The organism is Mesorhizobium sp. M0522 (genome assembly GCF_040321085.1).
In the GTDB taxonomy this organism is placed as follows: Bacteria; Pseudomonadota; Alphaproteobacteria; order Rhizobiales; family Rhizobiaceae; genus Mesorhizobium.
This window is the reverse complement of record NZ_JAMYQW010000069.1, coordinates 1-17,979: the sequence shown is the minus strand read 5'-3', so window position 1 is coordinate 17,979 and position 17,979 is coordinate 1. Positions and strand designations below refer to the sequence as shown.

General features: G+C 64.2%; 15 protein-coding genes and 1 pseudogene. 9 read left to right on the top strand and 7 right to left on the bottom strand.

What is annotated here, in order from left to right:
• The first annotated feature begins 356 nt into the window (after nucleotides 1-356).
• From NKI58_RS34450 to NKI58_RS34410, 9 genes are all read left to right on the top strand, one after another.
• Nucleotides 357-1,184, top strand: coding sequence for a helix-turn-helix domain-containing protein (locus NKI58_RS34450; protein WP_352789795.1), 828 nt, complete (start codon nucleotides 357-359; stop codon nucleotides 1,182-1,184).
• A 108-nt stretch (nucleotides 1,185-1,292) separates the two neighbouring features.
• Entirely contained in the window at nucleotides 1,293-1,736 is a 444-nt protein-coding gene (locus NKI58_RS34445) for an SRPBCC family protein (RefSeq protein WP_352789793.1), read from the top strand.
• Nucleotides 1,737-1,769: 33 nt separating this feature from the next.
• Complete coding sequence (locus tag NKI58_RS34440) at nucleotides 1,770-2,564, top strand: FAD binding domain-containing protein (RefSeq protein WP_352828378.1); 795 nt, start codon at nucleotides 1,770-1,772, stop codon at nucleotides 2,562-2,564.
• Between the two features lie 49 nt (nucleotides 2,565-2,613).
• Nucleotides 2,614-3,096 (top strand): (2Fe-2S)-binding protein, encoded by a 483-nt coding sequence (locus NKI58_RS34435; protein ID WP_352826126.1) that lies wholly within the window; start codon nucleotides 2,614-2,616, stop codon nucleotides 3,094-3,096.
• A gap of 14 nt (nucleotides 3,097-3,110) precedes the next feature.
• Nucleotides 3,111-4,478 carry a xanthine dehydrogenase family protein molybdopterin-binding subunit gene (locus tag NKI58_RS34430; RefSeq protein WP_352648633.1) on the top strand — a complete coding sequence of 456 codons (1,368 nt, stop codon included), beginning with the start codon at nucleotides 3,111-3,113 and terminating at the stop codon, nucleotides 4,476-4,478.
• Nucleotide 4,479: 1 nt separating this feature from the next.
• Complete coding sequence (locus NKI58_RS34425; protein ID WP_337145651.1) at nucleotides 4,480-5,484, top strand: xanthine dehydrogenase family protein molybdopterin-binding subunit; 1,005 nt, start codon at nucleotides 4,480-4,482, stop codon at nucleotides 5,482-5,484.
• A 9-nt stretch (nucleotides 5,485-5,493) separates the two neighbouring features.
• Nucleotides 5,494-6,375 (top strand): AAA family ATPase, encoded by an 882-nt coding sequence (locus NKI58_RS34420; RefSeq protein ID WP_352789784.1) that lies wholly within the window; start codon nucleotides 5,494-5,496, stop codon nucleotides 6,373-6,375.
• Nucleotides 6,372-7,505: a vWA domain-containing protein gene (locus NKI58_RS34415; protein ID WP_352789781.1), complete on the top strand. Its 1,134-nt coding sequence runs from the start codon at nucleotides 6,372-6,374 to the stop codon at nucleotides 7,503-7,505. The genes NKI58_RS34420 and NKI58_RS34415 overlap by 4 nt, the downstream gene beginning before the upstream one ends.
• Nucleotides 7,505-8,392 carry an amidohydrolase family protein gene (locus NKI58_RS34410; RefSeq protein WP_023675795.1) on the top strand — a complete coding sequence of 296 codons (888 nt, stop codon included), beginning with the start codon at nucleotides 7,505-7,507 and terminating at the stop codon, nucleotides 8,390-8,392. The genes NKI58_RS34415 and NKI58_RS34410 overlap by 1 nt, the downstream gene beginning before the upstream one ends.
• A 213-nt stretch (nucleotides 8,393-8,605) precedes the next feature.
• Here the strand turns inward: NKI58_RS34410 and NKI58_RS34405 are convergent, their stop codons facing one another.
• The 7 genes and pseudogenes from NKI58_RS34405 to NKI58_RS34375 form a co-directional block, all read right to left on the bottom strand.
• Complete coding sequence (locus NKI58_RS34405; protein ID WP_352789779.1) at nucleotides 8,606-9,013, bottom strand: carboxymuconolactone decarboxylase family protein; 408 nt, start codon at nucleotides 9,011-9,013, stop codon at nucleotides 8,606-8,608.
• Nucleotides 9,014-9,248: 235 nt separating this feature from the next.
• Nucleotides 9,249-10,745, bottom strand: a complete 1,497-nt coding sequence (locus NKI58_RS34400; RefSeq protein WP_352789776.1) for a sugar ABC transporter ATP-binding protein — start codon at nucleotides 10,743-10,745, stop codon at nucleotides 9,249-9,251.
• Nucleotides 10,745-11,803: an SMP-30/gluconolactonase/LRE family protein gene (locus tag NKI58_RS34395; RefSeq protein WP_352789774.1), complete on the bottom strand. Its 1,059-nt coding sequence runs from the start codon at nucleotides 11,801-11,803 to the stop codon at nucleotides 10,745-10,747. Before NKI58_RS34395 ends, NKI58_RS34400 begins: the two co-directional genes overlap by 1 nt.
• A complete protein-coding gene (locus NKI58_RS34390; RefSeq protein ID WP_352789771.1) occupies nucleotides 11,800-13,923 on the bottom strand; it encodes an ABC transporter permease in 2,124 nt (707 codons plus the stop codon). The genes NKI58_RS34395 and NKI58_RS34390 overlap by 4 nt, the downstream gene beginning before the upstream one ends.
• Before the next feature lie 83 nt (nucleotides 13,924-14,006).
• Nucleotides 14,007-15,032: a sugar ABC transporter substrate-binding protein gene (locus tag NKI58_RS34385; RefSeq protein ID WP_352854450.1), complete on the bottom strand. Its 1,026-nt coding sequence runs from the start codon at nucleotides 15,030-15,032 to the stop codon at nucleotides 14,007-14,009.
• 57 nt (nucleotides 15,033-15,089) lie between these two features.
• Complete coding sequence (locus NKI58_RS34380; protein ID WP_023675789.1) at nucleotides 15,090-16,076, bottom strand: ABC transporter permease; 987 nt, start codon at nucleotides 16,074-16,076, stop codon at nucleotides 15,090-15,092.
• A 280-nt stretch (nucleotides 16,077-16,356) separates the two neighbouring features.
• A pseudogene (locus NKI58_RS34375) lies at nucleotides 16,357-17,788 on the bottom strand (DHA2 family efflux MFS transporter permease subunit).
• Nucleotides 17,789-17,979 lie beyond the last annotated feature (191 nt).

Sequence of the window (17,979 nt, the reverse complement as noted above, 5' to 3'; positions counted from 1 at the left end):
CTTTCCCGGCCTTCAAAAAAAGCCCCATTAACTCACCAACCAGGATTTCGCTTCCCGTGCAAAGCCCTCCTTGTGGGAGAAGGTGTCGCCGAAGGCGACGGATGAGGGGTGCTCCAGCTTGGCATCGCCTCATTTCTTCCAACGCCCCTCAACCGTCTCGGCGCTAGCGCGCCGATCCACCTTCTCCCACAGGGGGAGAAGGGGACGCGCTCCTATCGCCGAGTCTGAAAATCCGCCGCTGCGGCGCATGGCCGGCGCCCGGACGTGCACATCCGTCTTGACGCAAGCCCAAACTGAGCCGCACAATCGCTCGCAGCAGGCGAAGGGAGGCCAGTCGCCTGCGGGAGGATATACCCATGACGGAAGCGATCAGGCTCTACTGGGGCCGGTTCGGACATGTTTCTGTCCTGAACGTCGCCAGCGACTTCGTCACCCATGCCCATGTCGAGGCGCATATCATCATCTGGCTGGAAGGCACGGCCGGCGAGATGACCATCGGCCGCGAGACGGTGCGGCTTGGACCGGGCACCGCCGCCGGCATCAATTCCTTCCAGCCGCACAGCCACGCTCTGTCCCGCGACGGCACGCCTGGCCTGTTCCTCGCCTTTTACATCGATCCGGACTGGGCTCGAAGGCGCCGCGAGTTGCCTTCCGCCGCGCCGCTGTTCTCCGCCCCGGCAATCACGCTCGAGCCTTGGCTGCACAAGGCAGCGGCCAACCTTCTCGACCATCTCAGCGACAATGAGAGCATCGACGACATCGCCAATTACGAGATCGAGCGCTTCATCGACAGCGTACTCGACGCCGCCGACGCGTCCGCACCGCAGACGGTGCGCACCCGCGTCAACACCATGCAGGACTTCCGCGTCCGCAAGGCGATCCAGCTGATGAAAGCCAATGTCTGCGAGCGTATCTGCTTCGACGACGTGGCGCGCAGCGTCGGCCTGTCGCGGCCGCATTTCTTCGCCCTGTTCAAGGAACAGACCAATCTGACGCCCAACGTCTATTGGAACACGCTGCGCATGGAGGAAGCGGTGCGGCAGTTACAGTGGTCGCAGGAGCCGCTGATCTCGGTCGCCTGCAATCTCGGCTTCACCACGCAAGGCAATTTCTCGCGCTTCTTCCGCGACCATGTCGGCGTCCCGCCGACGCTTTACCGCGAGGCGGCGCGGGCGATCAGCTGAGCGCCCGTTTTTTCAGACTATTTGATAGGCGTTCAAGACGCATTGATAAGCGCCGCCGAGCCTGCCGTCCTACCCTCCCAAGCAGCTGATTTGCAAGGGAACGATCATATGGCGAAAGTCACCATCTCCAGTGTCATCGACGCACCGGTCGAAAAGGTCTGGGCGCGCGTACGCGACTTCAACGGTCTGCCGACCTGGCACCCGCGCATGGTCGAAAGCCATATCGAGGACGGCAAGGATGCCGGCACGATCGGCTGCGTGCGCAATTTCCAGCTCGCCAGCGGCGCCCGCCTCCGCGAAAAGCTGCTCGATTTCTCCGACGAGAACTTCCTCGTCAGCTACGCCATCCTGGAGACGCCGCAGCCGCTCACCAACCACAAGTCGACGCTGCAGTTGCGGCGGGTGACGGACGGCGACCGCACCTATGCCGAATGGACCGCCAGCTTCGACGCCGCTCCCGAGGAAGCCGACAAGCTGGCCGAAGGCATGGGCGCCAATGTTTTCCAGGGCGGGTTCAACGCCCTGAAGAACCACTTTGCCGGCCAGAGTTGAATGACGGACTAAGCCCGAAAAAGGGAGCGTTCCATGGCGCTTGCACTGCAGACTTTCGCGACGGTGAAGGACGCCGGCGCGGCGCTGAAAGCCGCCGGCGCCCGCTATCTCGGTGGCGGCACACTGGTCGTGCGCGCCGCCAATGAAGGCGACGTGTCGATCTCCGGTTTCATCCGGTCGACCGAACCGGCGCTGTCAATTATCCGCATTTCCGGCGGCGAGGTCCGCATCGGCGCTTCGGTGACCATGGCGGCGGTCGCCCGTCACTCGGATCTCACCCCCCTTGCCCACGCTGCGCGCGCCGTCGGCGGCCCGGCGATCCGCAACATGGCGAGCGTCGGCGGCAATCTCTTCGCGCCAACGCCTTACGGCGATTTCACCGTTGCGCTGCTGGCTTTGGATGCAACTGTCAGCACCGATGACGGCGAGCTGCCGATCGAAACATTCCTCGCAAAGCGCGAGAGCAACCACGCCATCGTCACTGCGGTCGGCTTCACGATTCCGAAGGAAGGCGGCTTTCGCTTCCTGAAAGTGTCGAGGGTCAAGCCAAAGGGCATTTCGGTGCTGAGCATCGCGACCGTGCTGGAGCACGCACCGGACGGCACTGTGTCGTCCGCGCGGATCGCGCTCGGCTGCATGGCCGACCGGCCGATCCGTGCCAGGGCGGCGGAGAAGGCCCTGATTGGCCGGGAACTCACGAGCGAGAGCATCGCACCGGCACTGGCTGTTGCCCGCGACGGCACTTCGCCGCCAACCGATCCGATCGCCAGCGCCTGGTATCGCAACGAAGTCCTGCCGGTCCATCTCGGCCGGCTGCTGCTCGCCTGAAAGACCGTGGCGCGTATGTCCGCCTGGCTGCGGCGCAAGGAGTAAAAAGATGGCAAAGGTCCCGGTTCAGTTCACGCTCAATGGTGCGGAGAAAGCCGAGTTCATCGACAGCGGCACGACGCTGCTTCATGCGCTGCGCGACAAGATCGGCGACACCTCGCCGAAGGGCGGCTGCCACCAGGGCACTTGCGGCGCCTGCTCGGTCATCATCGACGGCGAGCTCAGGCTCTCCTGCCTGACGCTGGCCGAGACCTGCGACGGCGCAACCGTCACCACCACCTCGGGACTGGCGGAAGGCGGCGTGCTGCATCCGCTGCAACGCGCTTTCCTCGATGCTTTCGCCACGCAATGCGGTTTCTGCACGCCGGGCATGATCATGGCCGCCAAGGTGCTGCTCGACCAAACGCCGAACCCCAGCCGCGAGGACGTGGTCGAGGCGTTGTCGGGCAATATCTGCCGCTGCACCGGCTACGAACCGATCATCCAGGCGGTGCTGAGCGCTGCGCGCTCCAATTCGCAGAACGCGGCTTGAGGGGAGTCAAAAAGATGGAACTCCGCAAGAGCTATTTCGCCGACCAGCGCAAGGACGATCTGCACGAGATCGGCCAGCCGCGGCCGCGTTCGGATTCGCCCGGCCATGTCACCGGCAAGACCGCCTATTTCGCCGACCGCAATTTTCCCGGCATGCTGCACCTGAAGATGGTGCGCAGCCCGCATCATCACGCCCGCATCCGCAGCATCGATACGTCAGAGGCGGAAAAGCACCCCGGCGTCGTCAAGGTGCTGACCGCCAAGGACGTGCCGCACAATGTCTACACCATCCTGATCCTGATCCAGATCGGGCCGGAGGACGAGACGGTGCTGGCCGACGGCAAGGTGCGCTGGAAGGGCGAGGCCGTGGTGGCGGTGCTGGCCGAGACCGAGCGCGCCGCCCAGGAAGCCGCCGCCAAGGTCAAGGTCGACTACGAAGTGCTGCCGGCCGTCTTCGACATGGAGGAAGCGCTGAAGCCCGGCGCGCCGATCGTCAATGAGTACCATGGCCGGAACTACTATCTCTACGATAGCGGCGAATGCCGCAAGGTGCGCTTCGGCGATGTCGAGGCAGGCTTTACAGGAGCCGACCACGTGCTCGAACAGACCTACCAGTCTTCACCGATCGAGCATGCGCCGACCGAAACGACCGGCTGCATCGTCGCGCCCGAGGGCAACGACCGCTTCACCTGCTACACCAACACACAGGCGATGTTCTTCACCCTCGATAACGCCTCGATCATCCTGCAGGTGCCCGGCAACAAGCTGCATTTCGTCGGCGGCACTGTCGGCGGCGGCTTTGGCGGCAAGGTCGACGTCATCGTCGAGCCGATCGCCATCCTTGGCGCCAAAATAACAGGACGACCGGTCTGTTTTATCTACAGCCGCGAGGAAGAGATGCAGATTTCCTCGCCGCGCGCCGCCGAGAAAGTCGTCATCAAGGACGGCGTCATGAACGACGGCCGCATCGTCGCGCGTAAAGTCACGGGCTACACCGATGCCGGCGCCTATTCGCGCCATTCGCCCTACGGCGCGCAGAAGGGCGCCGGCCATTATCCCGGCCCCTATACGATCCCGAACGTCTGGATCGACACCTACTGCGTCTACACCAACCGCACCCCGTCCTCGGCGATGCGCGGCTTCGGCGTCACCATCGGCGATTTCGCGCTGGAGGTACAGATGGACAAGCTCGCCCGGCTGATCGGCATGGACCCGCTCGAATTCCGTTTCATCAACGCCTATCGCGATGGCGACATGAAAGCACATCGGCAGCCGACCGAGGGGGCTGCGCTGATCGAGTGCATGCAGGAAGCCTCGCGCGCCGCCAACTGGCCCGTGGCAGAAAAATTCATGGCGATGTCGTCTTACGCGAAGGGAGTTTGAGATGGCGATCAGGCGCGGACGCGGCGTCGCCGCGATCAATTATCCGACCGGCATGAATCTCGGCGGCGACCCGACGCAGGCGCTGGTGCATTCGACGCCGACCGGCAATTTCATGGTCACGCTGTCGAGCGTCGACCTCGGCCAGGGCATGAAGCAGATCATGGCGCAGATCTGCGCCGAGACGATCGGCGTGCCGACCGACCGCGTCGTCGTCGACACCGCCGACACCGACACCGGCCCGCACTGCATGGGCACCTTCGCCTCGCGCGGCACGCACCGCGCCGGCAACGCAGTCATCCAGGCGGCCAGGGAAGCCCGCCAGGTGATGCTGGAAGTGGCGGCCGAGGAGCTGGAAGTGAACGCGTCGGATCTCGAGACCGACGGCCAGGGCAACATCCTGGTCAAGGGCGCGCCGCAGAAATCGATCTCGATCTTCGATGTCGCGCTGTCGGCGCATTTTAAGCGCGGCCGTTCGATTTCCGGCCGCGGCATGTTTTTGATCCCGCGCTCCTATCCGGAAAAGGAAACCGGCGCGATGAAGCCGTCGACCTGCTATGCGCATGCCTGCACAGTGGCCGAGGTCGAAGTCGACGACGAGACCGGCGAGGTCACCGTGCTGACGGTGAAGAACGTATTTGAGATCGGCCGTGCGCTGAACCCGAAAATGGTTGAACAGCAGCTCGTCGGCGGCTCATGGATGGGCATCAGCCATGCGCTCTACGAGACGACCGAACCCTATTATCCCAACCGCGACCATGGCGGCACCGATTTCAACCAATATCTGATGCCGGGACCGGGCGATCTTGCCGAAACCGAGATCATCGTGCTGGAACGGCCCTCGGCGGATGGGCCGTATGGCGCCAAGGGGCCGGGCGAAATGTGCGCCAACCCGCAAATCCCGGCGGTGGCCAACGCCGTCTTCGACGCCGTCGGTGTGCGCATCGATACGCTGCCGATCACGCCGGAGCGCATCCTGCGGGCGCTGAAGGCGCAAGCATCGAACTGAGTGTTGGAAATGCCCAAGAGAAGTGCCGAGACTGTCGCGACATCGCCGGAGGCGGTGGCGTCGCGCCTCGCCGCCTCGCGCTATCTGGCCGACGAGAGCCTGGCCACCGCCATCTTCCTGGCGATAAGGCTGGGCAAGCCGCTGCTGCTCGAAGGCGCACCGGGCGTCGGCAAGACGGAAGCGGCGAAGGCGATTGCCGAAGTGCTCGGGCGTGAGCTGGTGCGACTGCAATGCTATGAGGGCATCGACGCAGCACACGCGCTCTACGAATGGAACTACCAGCGCCAGCTGCTCGCCATCCGCCACGCCGGCGAGCACGAGATCGACATCTACGACGACCGCTTTCTCATCGCGCGGCCGCTGCTGCAGGTGCTGAAGGCACCGGAAAAGCGCGTGCTGCTGGTCGACGAAATCGACCGTTCCGACCATGAATTCGAAGCGCTGCTGCTGGAGTTCCTGTCCGATTTCCAGATCAGCATTCCCGAGCGCGGCACCATTCGCGCGACGGCGCAGCCGATCGTCATCCTGACCTCGAACCGCACCCGTGAACTGGCCGAAGCGCTGCGGCGGCGCTGCGTCTACCACTGGATCACCTATCCCGACGCCGGGCGCGAGGCCGAGATCATCATGCTGCGCGCCGGCGATGTCGCCGAGGCCACGGCCCGCGCCGTTGCCTCGGCCGTGCGCGACATTCGCGCCCGTCCGTTGGCCAAGCCACCAGGCATCGCCGAGGCGGTCGAATGGGCCAATGCCGCGACCATCCTCGAAAAGGGCGGCAGCCCGTGGCCGGAAGCGTTTCGCCGGGCCATTGGCGTGCTGATCAAGGACGAGGAGGATCTATCCTGCATCGCGCCGGAGCTCGGCAAGATTGTCGAGGAGGCGCTGGCGTGAGCGCGGCAGGCCTGCCTCAAAGAGCAGCACCCTTCCTCGGCTTCGGCCGGCTGCTGCGCCGCTACGGCTTCCCGGTGGCGCCCGAGCAGGTCTCCGGCTTCATGCAGGCGGTGACGTTGCTCGGTCCCCGTTCGATGGCCGACATCCACGAGGCGGCCCTTGCCACGCTGGCGCCGCCGCCCGACCGCCGCGACGAATTCGAGGCGCATTTCCGGAGCCATTTCTATGGGGACGCCGCGGCGCTGGTCGAAGGCGAGGCCGACGAGGAAACCCGCATCAAGGACGATGGTGCAACGGGCGAAGAAGAAATCGAGGTGGTCCGCCAGGAGGAAGGCGGCGAACTGTCTTCGGCCAGCGAACAGTTGAGCGTCCGCGAGTTCCATCGCGATAGCGACGGGCTTGCCGCGTTCCGCCGCAAGCTCGCCACCGCGTTGCCCGCCCGCCGCTCCTTCCGCACCGTGCGCACGAATGCCCGCGGCAAGCTCGACCTGCGCCGCTCGCTGCGCGAAATCGTCAGTGCCGACGGCGATATCCCCTCGCCGCTGCTGCGCCGGCGGCAGACAGTGCCGCGCAAGCTTCTCATGCTGATCGACGTGTCGGGCTCGATGAAGCTCTACACATCGGACTATCTCAAGCTGGCACACGCGGCGGTGCAAGGCGCCGACCGGGCGGAGGTCTTCACTTTCGGCACACGGCTGACCCGTATCACCTCGGCGCTGCGCATTCGCGACCGCAATCAGGCGCTGGCCCACGCCGCTGCCCAGGTCGACGACTGGGACGGCGGCACCCGTATGGGACCGACGCTGCTCGCGTTTCTATCGGTGCCGCGCTTCTCCGCCTTTGCACGCGGGGCGGCAATCGTCATCCTGTCCGATGCGCTGGAGCGCGGCGATCATGCCGAGCTGGAGACCGCGATGCGCCGGCTGAGCGCCCGCGCCTTTCGGCTTTCGCTGGCGACGCCACTGGCCGGCGATCCGCGCTTCCGGCCGGCCACGGCAGCACTTAGCGCCATCCTGCCGGTGCTCGACGATCTGGTCGACGGCTCGTCGATCGCCGGTCTCGCCGATTTCATCCTGTCGCTCGCCCGCCCAGCTCCGGCGGCCGCGGCAATCTGGACGAGGGTTTCATGATGCAGAAGGCGATCGACGCGCATTTCCACATCTGGCGCCGAGAGGACCAACCCTGGCTGCGCGGGCCGATGGTGCCGCGCATCTTTGGCCCCTACGAGCCGATCCGCCGCGATTATCCGATCGAGGAATTCCTCGCCGACCAGCAAGGTTCGGGCGTCGAGAAGGCGGTCTATGTCCAGACCAACTGGGCGAAGGAGGATTTCGAGAACGAGGTGGCGTTCCTGCAGAAGACCGCGGAAGAAACCGGCTGGCCGCACGCCATCGTCGGCTATGCCGACATGACGGTGGACGACGTGCGTCACCAGATCGACCGGCTGAAAAAATATCCGCTGCTGCGCGGCGTGCGCATGCAGCTGCACTGGCACGGAACGCCGGCCTTCCGCTTCGCCGCCTCGGCCGATCAGGTCATCGACCCGAAGGTGCGGGCCAATGTCGCGCGGCTCAAGGATTACGGCCTGTCCTTCGACCTGCAGCTTTTCCCCGCCCAGATGAGAGACGGGTTGACGCTGGTCGGCGACAATCCGGAGACCAATTTCATTCTCACCCACGCCGGCATGCTGACCGACATGGAGCCGGAGACCACCGAGGCCTGGAAGTCCGGCCTGCGCACGCTGTCAGCGGCGCCCAACCTCTATGCAAAGCTGTCCGGCCTCGGCACCTTCGTCCACCGCAACGACCCGGCGCTGATCGGCTATATCGTCGACAACGCCATCGACATTCTCGGCAGCGACCACCTGATGTTCGGCTCGAACTTCCCGATCGAGAAACTGTGGACCAGCCATGCCGAGCTGATCAAGGCGCACCGCGAGGCGGTGGGCAAGCACGGCACGGCGGCAGAGGCTGATATTTTCTGGAACACTGCGGCGAAGGTTTATCGGCCGGTGTAGCGCGCATCCCTTCTCCCCTTGTGGGAGAAGGTGGATCGGCGCGTAGCGCCGAGACGGATGAGGGGTGCCGGAAGGAACTCGGCGGAGAAAATCCCAGCGATTTGAAGCACTTACGTCTCCAAGGCAGCGATCCGTCCAGCACCCCTCATCCGACCGAGCTTCGCTCGGCCACCTTCTCCCACAAGCGGAGAAGGGAAGGCGCCGCGCCTCACCTCACCGCACCTCGAACTCCGGATCGACCGGGATCTGCAGCGCTGTCACCATCTGGTTGGTTTGCCCGGCCAGCCCGATGATCGACACCAACTCGCCATGCTGCGCGTCGGTCATGCCTTTGGCCCGCGCTGCGGCGGTGTGCGAGTGGACGCAATAGGAGCAGCCATTGGCGGTCGAGACGGCGATGTAGATCATCTCCTTGGTAAGCGGATCGATGGCGCTGTCAGCGACCATCACCGCCTTGAGCTGCTCCCACACCCGCCTCAGCGAGACCGGATCATTGGCCAGCCCGCGCCAGAAATTGTTGACGAAATCGGATTTGCGCGTCGCACGGATGTCGTCGAATACCGCCTTCACGGCGGGAATCGCCTGGACCTCGGCATCGGTCAGAAGTTTCGTCGTGGCCATGGCTTGGTCCTTTCGCTTTGAATCGTTATGCGAGGTCGTTGAATCAGGTCGGGAGAAAAGGCGGCTAACCGCCTTGGATGAATCAGCAATTGACGCGCTGAGGCAAGACCGTAAGGCTGGCCGAGGCCCCTCACCTTCGTCATCCCTGGGCGAAGCAGGAGCGAAGCTCCGTCGAAAAGACCCTGGGATGACGAATGGACTGGCGACTCGGCCAATTGTCGAAGTTCGCATCGCCCTAATGCACCGCTGCGTACATGATCTTCTCCTCCGTGGCCTCCGCAGGCGAGAACTCCTCGACGATGCGGCCCTGCCGGCAGACCAGGATGCGGTCGGACAGGTTCATAATCTCCGGCAGGTAGGACGAGATGACGACGACTGCGAGGCCTTCATCGGCCAGCCGGTTGATGATCTGGTGGATCTCGGCGATCGCACCGACATCGACGCCGCGCGTCGGCTCGTCGAAGATGACGATGCTCGGCTTTTGCACCAGCCCCTTGCCGATCACCACCTTCTGCTGGTTGCCGCCGGAAAGCTCGACCACGCGCGCATTGTCGTTGATCGCCTTGACGTTCAGCGTCTTGGTCCATTCGGCCGACAGCGCCCGCATCTCCTGCGCATTGATCACCCAGCCCTTTTCCCGCCCTGCCGCCAAAAAGCCGCCGAACAGGTTCTCGGCGACGTCCATCGTCTCGAAAATCCCCTCGCTCTTGCGGTCTTCGGTGACATAGACGATGCCGTCCGCCACCGCCTCGCTCGGCACGAGATAGCGCACCGGCCGGTCGTGCAGTTCGATGCTGCCGCCGCGCAGGAAGTCGCGCTTGTAGATGCCGGAGACGATCTTGAACGTCTCGGTGCGGCCCGAGCCGATCAGCCCGAACACGCCGGTGATCTGGCCCTCGAAGATCGAGAAGGAATTGTTGCGCACGACATTGCTCATCGAGATGTCCTGTACCGACAGCACCTTCCTGCCGGCCCTGCGCAGCCTGGCCTCGTCGCGCTGGCTGTAGAGCTGTCCCGACAGCGTCCGTCCGACCATCGCCGCGACGATCCTGTCGCGATCGAAGGCTGCGGTATCGTCGGTGATCACCAGCTCGCCGTCGCGCAGGATGGTGATGCGGTCGGCGATATCAAGCGCTTCTTCGAGCGCATGGCTGATGAAGACGATCGACACACCCCTTGCCTTGAGCCGGCGGATCAGCGCGAAGAAGTGCCGCTTTTCCTCCGGCGTCAGCGTCGCCGTCGGCTCGTCGAAGATGATGATCTCGGCATTGTGGTGGACGGCGCGTGCAATTTCGACCATCTGCCGCTTGGCCGCGCCCAGCGTCGCCACCATGGCATTGGGGTCGACGGGAAAATTCAGCGACTGCAGGAACTGCTGCGCCGAGATATAGGTGCCGCGCAGCCGGTTGAGAAAGCGCTCCGTGCCGAGGTAGAGGTTCTGCGCCACCGTCATCGACGGCACCAGGCTGGTTTCCTGGAACACCATGGCGATGCCGGCTTCAAGTGCCGCATGCGGCGAGGCGTAGGCGATCTCCTGACCCTTGTGGAACATCTTTCCCGATGTCGCGTCGACGACGCCGGCGATGATCTTGGTCAGCGTCGATTTTCCGGCACCGTTCTCGCCGAGCAGCGCGTGGATCTCGCCCTTGCGCAGCTCGAAGCTGACATTCTTCACCGCGGGCACACCGCGATAGGTCTTGGTCACGTTCTCCAGGCGGACGATCGGTTCCATCAGCGATGCCCTCCTGAAGCCAGGTCGATGGCCAGCAGGCAATCGCCGCCTTTCGAGGCAATGAACAGGCGACCGTCTGTCTCCGCCACGCTGCAGATGCCATGACGCGTGCCGTTGGCGCGGCTGTGCAGGCTGAATTGCGGCCGCATCTCCCGATCGAGCCTGACCACCAGCCCGTAGGAGCGGCTCGGCGACCACGGCTTGTGGATGCCCATGGTGCGGATGCCGCCGCATTGCAGCGGCTCGAGGAAGCTGCGGTTGGAGGCGAGTGCCGGCGCGATCCAGTGTTGCGGCGACACTTGCGCCAGCATGTCGTTCCGATAGTGCGTTTCCTGCAGCACGAATTCGATCAGACGGTTGCGGGGCGCAAACAGCGCCAGCCAGGCACCGCCATCGGCGGCGGGCGATAGCCGCGCGGGATAGCCGGGCAGGTGCGCCAGCACCGTCGAGCGGCTGCCTGTCGCGCCGTCGAAGCGGACGAGTTGGTGCCGCCAGCTCTCGCCGACCAACACGTCCTTGCCGGTTGGATGCAGCCCATAGGGAAAGGCGATGTCACCGGCGAGCTTGCGGAATTCGCTGCCTGCCGGATCGCGCTTCCACAGCGAACCCGACGCACCCTTCTTCATCAGATCGGCGGCCCATTGCGACGGCCCGTGGTCGGCCGAGCCATTGGCCAGCCAAAGCGTGCCATCTTCCGCATAGGCGAGTGCTGTGATGCAGCGGATCTCGGCCGGCAGGGCGGCCTCCTTGCCTGCAATCAGCAGCCTGCCGCTTTCGAGCCCGACCGTCAGTTCGCCGGCGGGCGAGCGCGCGAGCGCGGCGACCGCGGCCGGAAATGTCTCGACCAGAACAGGCGCGCCACCGGCGGCGAGCGCGTAGACGGCATTGCCGCTGGACGCCAGCAGCTGACCGTCAGCGATCAGCAGATTGTCAGGCTCGGGCAGTTCAGCAAAGGCCGCAGCATCGTCCAGCAACGTATTCGGCCTGAAGGCACCGTCTAGCGGCGGGATTGTCACCGCCTTGCCGCGAAAGATGTCGAGGATCGGGTCCAGCATCATGGCTTGGCACCCCAATAGGAAGCGGGGCTGGTCCAGTTCGGGTCGGCGCCGGCAATCCGGTAGCGGCCGATCCGGTTGTTGAGGATGCCGCCCACGAACAGAAAACCCTTGTGCTCGCGCATCGAGGTGACCATCGGATGCGCGGTGCCCGACAGGTCGCCCATCGCTTCCACGATGCCGCCTTTCTCGTCAAATTTCACCACACCGCCGGTGTTGATGTTGGGAAAAAGCCATTCGTCCTGCGGCAACCGGCGCGTCATGCGCTTGCGCATGTCGGGGTGCCGCAGCGACAGGTCGAAGCTTGGCGTGCGCATGCCAAGCCAGGCCATCCAGTAATTGCCGTCTGAGGCACGGTTGATGTTGTCGGGGTAGCCCGGCATGTCGCGGATCACGCATTCGGCGGTGCCTGCTTTCGGCCCCACCAGCCAATAGCGATGCACGCGGCAGGCCCAGCTTTCGGCAAAAAACAGCGACTTGCCGTCATGCGCCATGCAGACGCCGTTGGTGTAACGGTAGCCGTCGAGCAATGTCTTGGTCGAACCGTCCTTCGGATCATAGACGAGCAGCCGCCCGGTGGCGCGGTTCTCGATCGAGTCCAGCGCCCAGTCGTGCGCGTCATAGCGCTTGGTGGAATCGGTGAAGTAGATGCGGCCGTCCGGCGCGATGTCGCAATCATTGGGGTCGCGCAGCCGCGCATCGTCGACGATCGAGGTCCAGGAGCGCGACGTTTCCGCCGAAAGCCGCTTCACCTCGCGCTGCGGCGAGACCGAATAGAGGCCCATCGCGCCAACGCAGCTGATCAGATCGCCTGTCTTGTCGAAGGCCAGGCCGAGCGGAAAGCCGCCAATATGGGCAAAGACCTCCGAGCGTTTGTAGTCCGGCGCGAAGAAGCGGACGATCTCGCCATGCCTGGTGCCGCAATAGAGATGGTCGTCGCGGTCGAGGATGACGTCTTCCGGCCCTTCCAGCTCGCCGAGCCCGATATGGTCGGCCTCCGACAATCGGTTGTCGAGTTCGTAAGGCGTGCCCGAGCCCGGTGCAGCCGACTGCGTTGCCCCCATCTTCAGATAGACCGGTGCGACATAGACCTCGTCCAGCACCTTGTGGCGGTTCTTCAGCCAGCGAATGTCGATGGTGACGGCGACGGCCAGCATGATGCCCAGCACCATCTGGTTGGTGCCGGTGCCATAGCCCAGCCGGATCAGCCCGTTGGTCATGGTCAGCACGATGATCGCGCCCATCAGCCCCTTGATCACCGAACCGCGGCCGCCGCCCAGGCTGACGCCGCCGACGACCGCCGCCGTCAACGCCATGACCTCAAGGTTGAGGCCGGTTCCCGGCCCTGCCCCGCTCAGCCGGCAGGCGATGAGAAAGCCGCCGAGCGAGGCGCAGAAGCCGGAGAACACATAAGTCATGAACACGGTGCGGCGCACGCGGATGCCGGCATTGTGGGCCGAGCGCCGCGACCCGCCTACCGCCTGCACATGCCAGCCGGGCCGCGAGCGCGTCAGCGCGACGTGGGTAATGATGGCCAGGATAATCGCCGCCCACACCGCAACCGACAGGCCCCAAAAGGTATCGTCGCCGATGAAGTCCAGCACATCCGATGTGGCATCGGAAAGCTGCACGTCGGCGGCATGGGTGGTGACCAATATGTCGAACAGCGCCCGCCCGAAAATGAAGGTGACCAGCGTCGTCAGGAAAGCGCGCAGGCGGAAATAGCCGATCAGATAGCCGTTGATCGCGCCGAACAGCAGCCCGGTGGCGATCGAGGCGGCCAGCGCCAGCCACACCGACTGTTCGAGGATGAAGAAGACGAACACGGCGGAAAAGCACGACAGCGCGAAGATCGAGCCGACCGAAAGGTCGATGCCGCCGCCCAGCATGACCACCGTCATGCCGGTGACCACCAGCGAGAACTCGCCGAGCTGGCGGGTCGATTCCTGCAGCGACATCGGCTTGAAGAAGCCGGGGATGATCGAACCGAACACACCGAGCGTCGCCACCAGCGCCAGGAAAGGAATGGCGTTGTCGGTCCAGCGCTTGCTCAGGATCTCGCCGACGAGGTGGTCGGGCACGAGATTGTAGCGCCAGGATTGAAGGCGTTCGCGAAAGGACATCGGTTGCTGCTGCCACTCAAGAGAGAAAGAGGCGGCCGAACCCGGTCCGGCCACCTCGTCGATGCTTGCAACGGACCCGCGGTTTACTTGGCCGCAGCTTGGGCTTGCAGTGCCTTCAAGTCCCAGCAGCTGTCTGGCTTGAGGTCGGGCTTGGTTGTCGCCTTCTCCAGCGTATAGATGTAGGTGTGCGAGGTGCCGGCCGGCTGGCCACTCTGCAACAGGAACTTGATGACGGCGTTCATGTCGCCCGACTGGCGGGCAAGGTCGGTCATCACCACCGCGCCATAGGTGCCGTCCTGCAGCTTGTCGCAGTCGGCGGTCTTTTCGCCACCGCCGGTGGTGACCAGAAAGACTTTGCCTTCGAGCTTGGCATCGGGGATCGCAGCCGATGCGCCGGTCGCGTCGCCGTCCCAGAAATCGATGATGGCGCAGATGTCGGGGTTCTGCTGCAGCATCGTCGTCGTCACGTTGCGCGAGGTCGTCGCATCCCAGTTGGAGTCCGGCTTGGCCACGACCTTGAAGTCGGGGTTCTTGTCCAGCACCTTCATGATGCCGGCATACTGGTAGAGGCTCGACGAGTTGGCCTGGTCGCCCTGCACCAGCCCGATCTTCTTGGACGAGTTCGGCCCACAACCCTTGATCGCCGCTTCGGCTTCCAGCTGGCCGAGGCGATCCCAGTCGCTGCCGACAAAGGCATCGGCCGGGAAGTTCGCCGGATTGTCGACCAAAAGCACATAGGTGCCGGCCGCCTGCGCCTTCTTCATCAGCTTGGCATAGGAGTTGAGGTCGGGCGAGTGGATGATCAGCACGTCCGGCCTGGCGTCCGACGAGATCGCGTCGGTTATCGCCTGCGCGCCGGCATCGACCACCCAGTTCGGGTCACGCGTCTCGAACACGCCACCCCAGGCCTCGATCTCCGTCTTCAGGTAATGCGCCCAGCCCTGTGCCAGGTCGAAGCCCATCGCCATCGGGACCAGCATCACGCGCTTGCCCTTGAGCGCTTGCGAATAGGCGGCCGGACCCGGATCTTCTGCAGCGAAGCCCGGCGCCACGAAGGCGGAGACGGCAAGCGCTGCCGCGGCAGCCATAAATGTCCTGATGATTTTCATGTCACATCCTCTGGTTTGGTATGTCGTTCGCGGCCGGCCCCAACCGTTCGCGTCAGTCTAAATGTCGCCTTGCTGCGCGGTCTGCTCGTCGCGCGGATTGATGAACCCGTCGACGATGATTGCCGCCAGAAGGATCGCGGCCTTGATCAGGTTCTGATAGAGCAGCGGAATATCGATGATGGTCATGGCGTTGAGCAGGATGCCAATCAGCGCGGCACCCACCAGCACGTTGCGCACCCCGCCCCGCCCGCCAGACAGACCGATGCCGCCGATCACCGCCACCAGCACGATGTCGTAGAGCAGCGTGGAATTGACGATGCGGGTGTTGATCGAATGCAGGCTGGCGGCGGTGAGCAGGCCGGCCACCAGCGAGACCAGGGCCGACAGCACGTAGCGCAGCACCAGCATCGGGCGCACTGGAATGCCGATGTTGCGCGCGGCGACCGGGTTGTCACCGGCGAAATAGACGTAGCGGCCCCATTTGGTGTAGCGCAGGAACAGGAAGAAGGCGAAAGCCAGCCCGGCGAAGACAAACACCTCGACCGGGATGTCGAGGAAACGCAGCCCGCCCAGAAGCTCGACCCAATGGCCGGGCGGCACCGGCACGGCGTCCTGCGTGATCAGTTGTGAACGCACATAGCCGAAGACGAAGGATGCGGTCGCCAGCGTCACGAAGATCGCCGGAACCTCGGCGTAGGCGACCAGGATTCCGTTCAACAGCCCGATGGCGAGAACGCCAGCGAGCACATAGGCGAAGGCCAGCCCGTCGGATGTTCCCGAATTCAGCAGTTGCAGATACCACGCGACCGACATCGCCATGATCGCCACCGCCGACAGGTCGATGCCCCTGCCGATAATGACGACCGCCATGCCAAGCGCCAATATGCCCAGCACCGAGACCGAGCGTACGATGGCAACGAGATTGTTCGAGTTGATAAACCCGGGCAGTCCGATGGCGGCGGCAATGAACAGCACAACCGCGATGGCAAAGACAATGCCCTCCTGGTTCAGGCTTCTCCAGTTTAGCCAGCCGGTCGCGTTCATTGCCCGCTTTCACCCGCGATGGCTACGCCCTGCTCCCTCTGCGGCCATCGGAACGAAAGCTAATCGGCTCAAGACCAATTCGTCAAATGAATCCGCGCATTGCAGGCCGGCTTGCGAGGAAATTCTGCGGTTGGACGCGCCGATTGGCGAGGCTGGCGCAATGCCAGGAACTCAAGCACTTTTGCAATTAACCGTGCCGATCGGAGCGCTCGCAAAAGTTTGTTCCACAACGAGCGAAGCAGGCAGAATTTATGTCCGCGATCGCCGCTGGATTCCCGCGTCAAATCCGCGAAACATGGCCCGAGACCTCGGCGCCGGCAGCGTTCGACAATGCGAGAAAGCGGAACGAGGCGACGAGACCGATTGCGCCGATCACCAGGAAGGCAAGGCGGAAGTCGACGAGATCGAGCGCTGCCGCGCCCCTGGCGATCTGTGACAGGTTGAGCAGCGCCGCCGCCACCGCCACGCCGAACAGCATCGCCACCTGCTGCAGCATGCTGGACAATGTCGCCGCCGAGCTGCGCTGCTGTGAGGCCACATCGGCGAAGGCCAGCGTGTTGAGCGCGGTGAACTGCATCGAGCGCGAAAGGCCGGCGATCAGCATCAGCACCACCACCAACGCTTGCGGCGTCTGCGGCGAAAGCGCCGCGCAGGCCATGATCGACAAGGAAGCGATCACCCCGTTGACGATCAGCACCGAACGGAAGCCGAAGCGCCTCAGCGTCGGCGTCGTCACCGCCTTCATGCCGAGATTGCCGAGGAAATAGGTCAGGATCATCATGCCCGCATCGACCGGGCTCAGGCCGAAGCCGACCTGGAACAAAAGCGGCAGCAGGAATGGCGTGGCGTTGATGGCGATCCGGAAGATCGTGCCGGCCGACAGCGTCGAGATGGCGAAGGTCTGCACCTTGAAAGCTGTGAGATCGAGCAGCGGATGGTTGGCGCGTCGCAGATGCCGCACCGCCAGCCAGCCGACCAAAATGCCCGTGCCGAGCAGTGCCACGGTCGGCAACACACCCTCCTGCGGATGCGCGATGCGCTCGAGGCCATAGAGCATCGCGGCGAGCCCCACCGAGGTCAGCAGGAAGCCCGGCCAGTCGAGCGGCTTGGCCCCAGCTTCGCGGTCCCCAGGAATGAAGCGGGCAACCAGCGCCAAACCGGCAACCCCAAGCGGAATGTTGATGAAGAAATTCCAGTGCCAGGAGAGATAAGTGGTGATGAAGCCGCCAAGCACCGGCCCGACCACCGGCGCAAACAGCGCCGGCCAGGTGATCAGCGCCGTGGCGTTGAGAAGCTCGGATTTCGGCGCGTTGCGCAGCACCAGGATGCGGCCGACCGGCGTCATCAGCGCGCTGCCCAGGCCCTGAACCGCGCGTGCGACGACGAACTCGGCCAGGTTCTGTGAGATGCCGCAAACGAGCGAGGCCAGCGTGAACAGGGCGATCGCCACGAGGAAGATGTTGCGCGCGCCAAAACGGTCGGCAAGCCAGCCGGACAGCGGCACGAACACCGCCATGGTCAGCATATAGACGGTGATGCCGATGCTCATCGCCACCGCCGGCACGCCGAAGGATTCTCCCATCTGCGGCAGCGAGGTCGAGATGATGGTCGAATCCAGAAGCTGCATGAAGAAGGCGACGGCGACGATCAGCGCCACCCGCCGGGCTTGCCGCGCCGCCCGGCAAGGCTTTGTTTTCGGGAATGGCGGTCATGCACAGAACTGTCCGAAGGGGAATTTTCACCCGCTCCATCGGCAACCGCACAATTGTCCGGCAAACCGATGACGCACCGGTTTCAACAGCATCTGGCCGGTGCCGTCCGTACGCCTCCGGCGAGGGCCGCCTTGCGGGAGCATGGCCCGGTAGCGAAGCTGCGCTCTTAAGGTCGTCCTTTCGAGCGTAGT

Coding starts and splice junctions, on each gene's coding strand:
- NKI58_RS34450 (WP_352789795.1), top strand. CDS start 357: ATGACGGAAGCGATCAGGCTCTACTGGGGCCGGTTCGGACATGTTTCT.
- NKI58_RS34445 (WP_352789793.1), top strand. CDS start 1,293: ATGGCGAAAGTCACCATCTCCAGTGTCATCGACGCACCGGTCGAAAAG.
- NKI58_RS34440 (WP_352828378.1), top strand. CDS start 1,770: ATGGCGCTTGCACTGCAGACTTTCGCGACGGTGAAGGACGCCGGCGCG.
- NKI58_RS34435 (WP_352826126.1), top strand. CDS start 2,614: ATGGCAAAGGTCCCGGTTCAGTTCACGCTCAATGGTGCGGAGAAAGCC.
- NKI58_RS34430 (WP_352648633.1), top strand. CDS start 3,111: ATGGAACTCCGCAAGAGCTATTTCGCCGACCAGCGCAAGGACGATCTG.
- NKI58_RS34425 (WP_337145651.1), top strand. CDS start 4,480: ATGGCGATCAGGCGCGGACGCGGCGTCGCCGCGATCAATTATCCGACC.
- NKI58_RS34420 (WP_352789784.1), top strand. CDS start 5,494: ATGCCCAAGAGAAGTGCCGAGACTGTCGCGACATCGCCGGAGGCGGTG.
- NKI58_RS34410 (WP_023675795.1), top strand. CDS start 7,505: ATGCAGAAGGCGATCGACGCGCATTTCCACATCTGGCGCCGAGAGGAC.
- NKI58_RS34405 (WP_352789779.1), bottom strand. CDS start 9,013: ATGGCCACGACGAAACTTCTGACCGATGCCGAGGTCCAGGCGATTCCC.
- NKI58_RS34400 (WP_352789776.1), bottom strand. CDS start 10,745: ATGGAACCGATCGTCCGCCTGGAGAACGTGACCAAGACCTATCGCGGT.
- NKI58_RS34395 (WP_352789774.1), bottom strand. CDS start 11,803: ATGATGCTGGACCCGATCCTCGACATCTTTCGCGGCAAGGCGGTGACA.
- NKI58_RS34390 (WP_352789771.1), bottom strand. CDS start 13,923: ATGTCCTTTCGCGAACGCCTTCAATCCTGGCGCTACAATCTCGTGCCC.
- NKI58_RS34385 (WP_352854450.1), bottom strand. CDS start 15,032: ATGAAAATCATCAGGACATTTATGGCTGCCGCGGCAGCGCTTGCCGTC.
- NKI58_RS34380 (WP_023675789.1), bottom strand. CDS start 16,076: ATGAACGCGACCGGCTGGCTAAACTGGAGAAGCCTGAACCAGGAGGGC.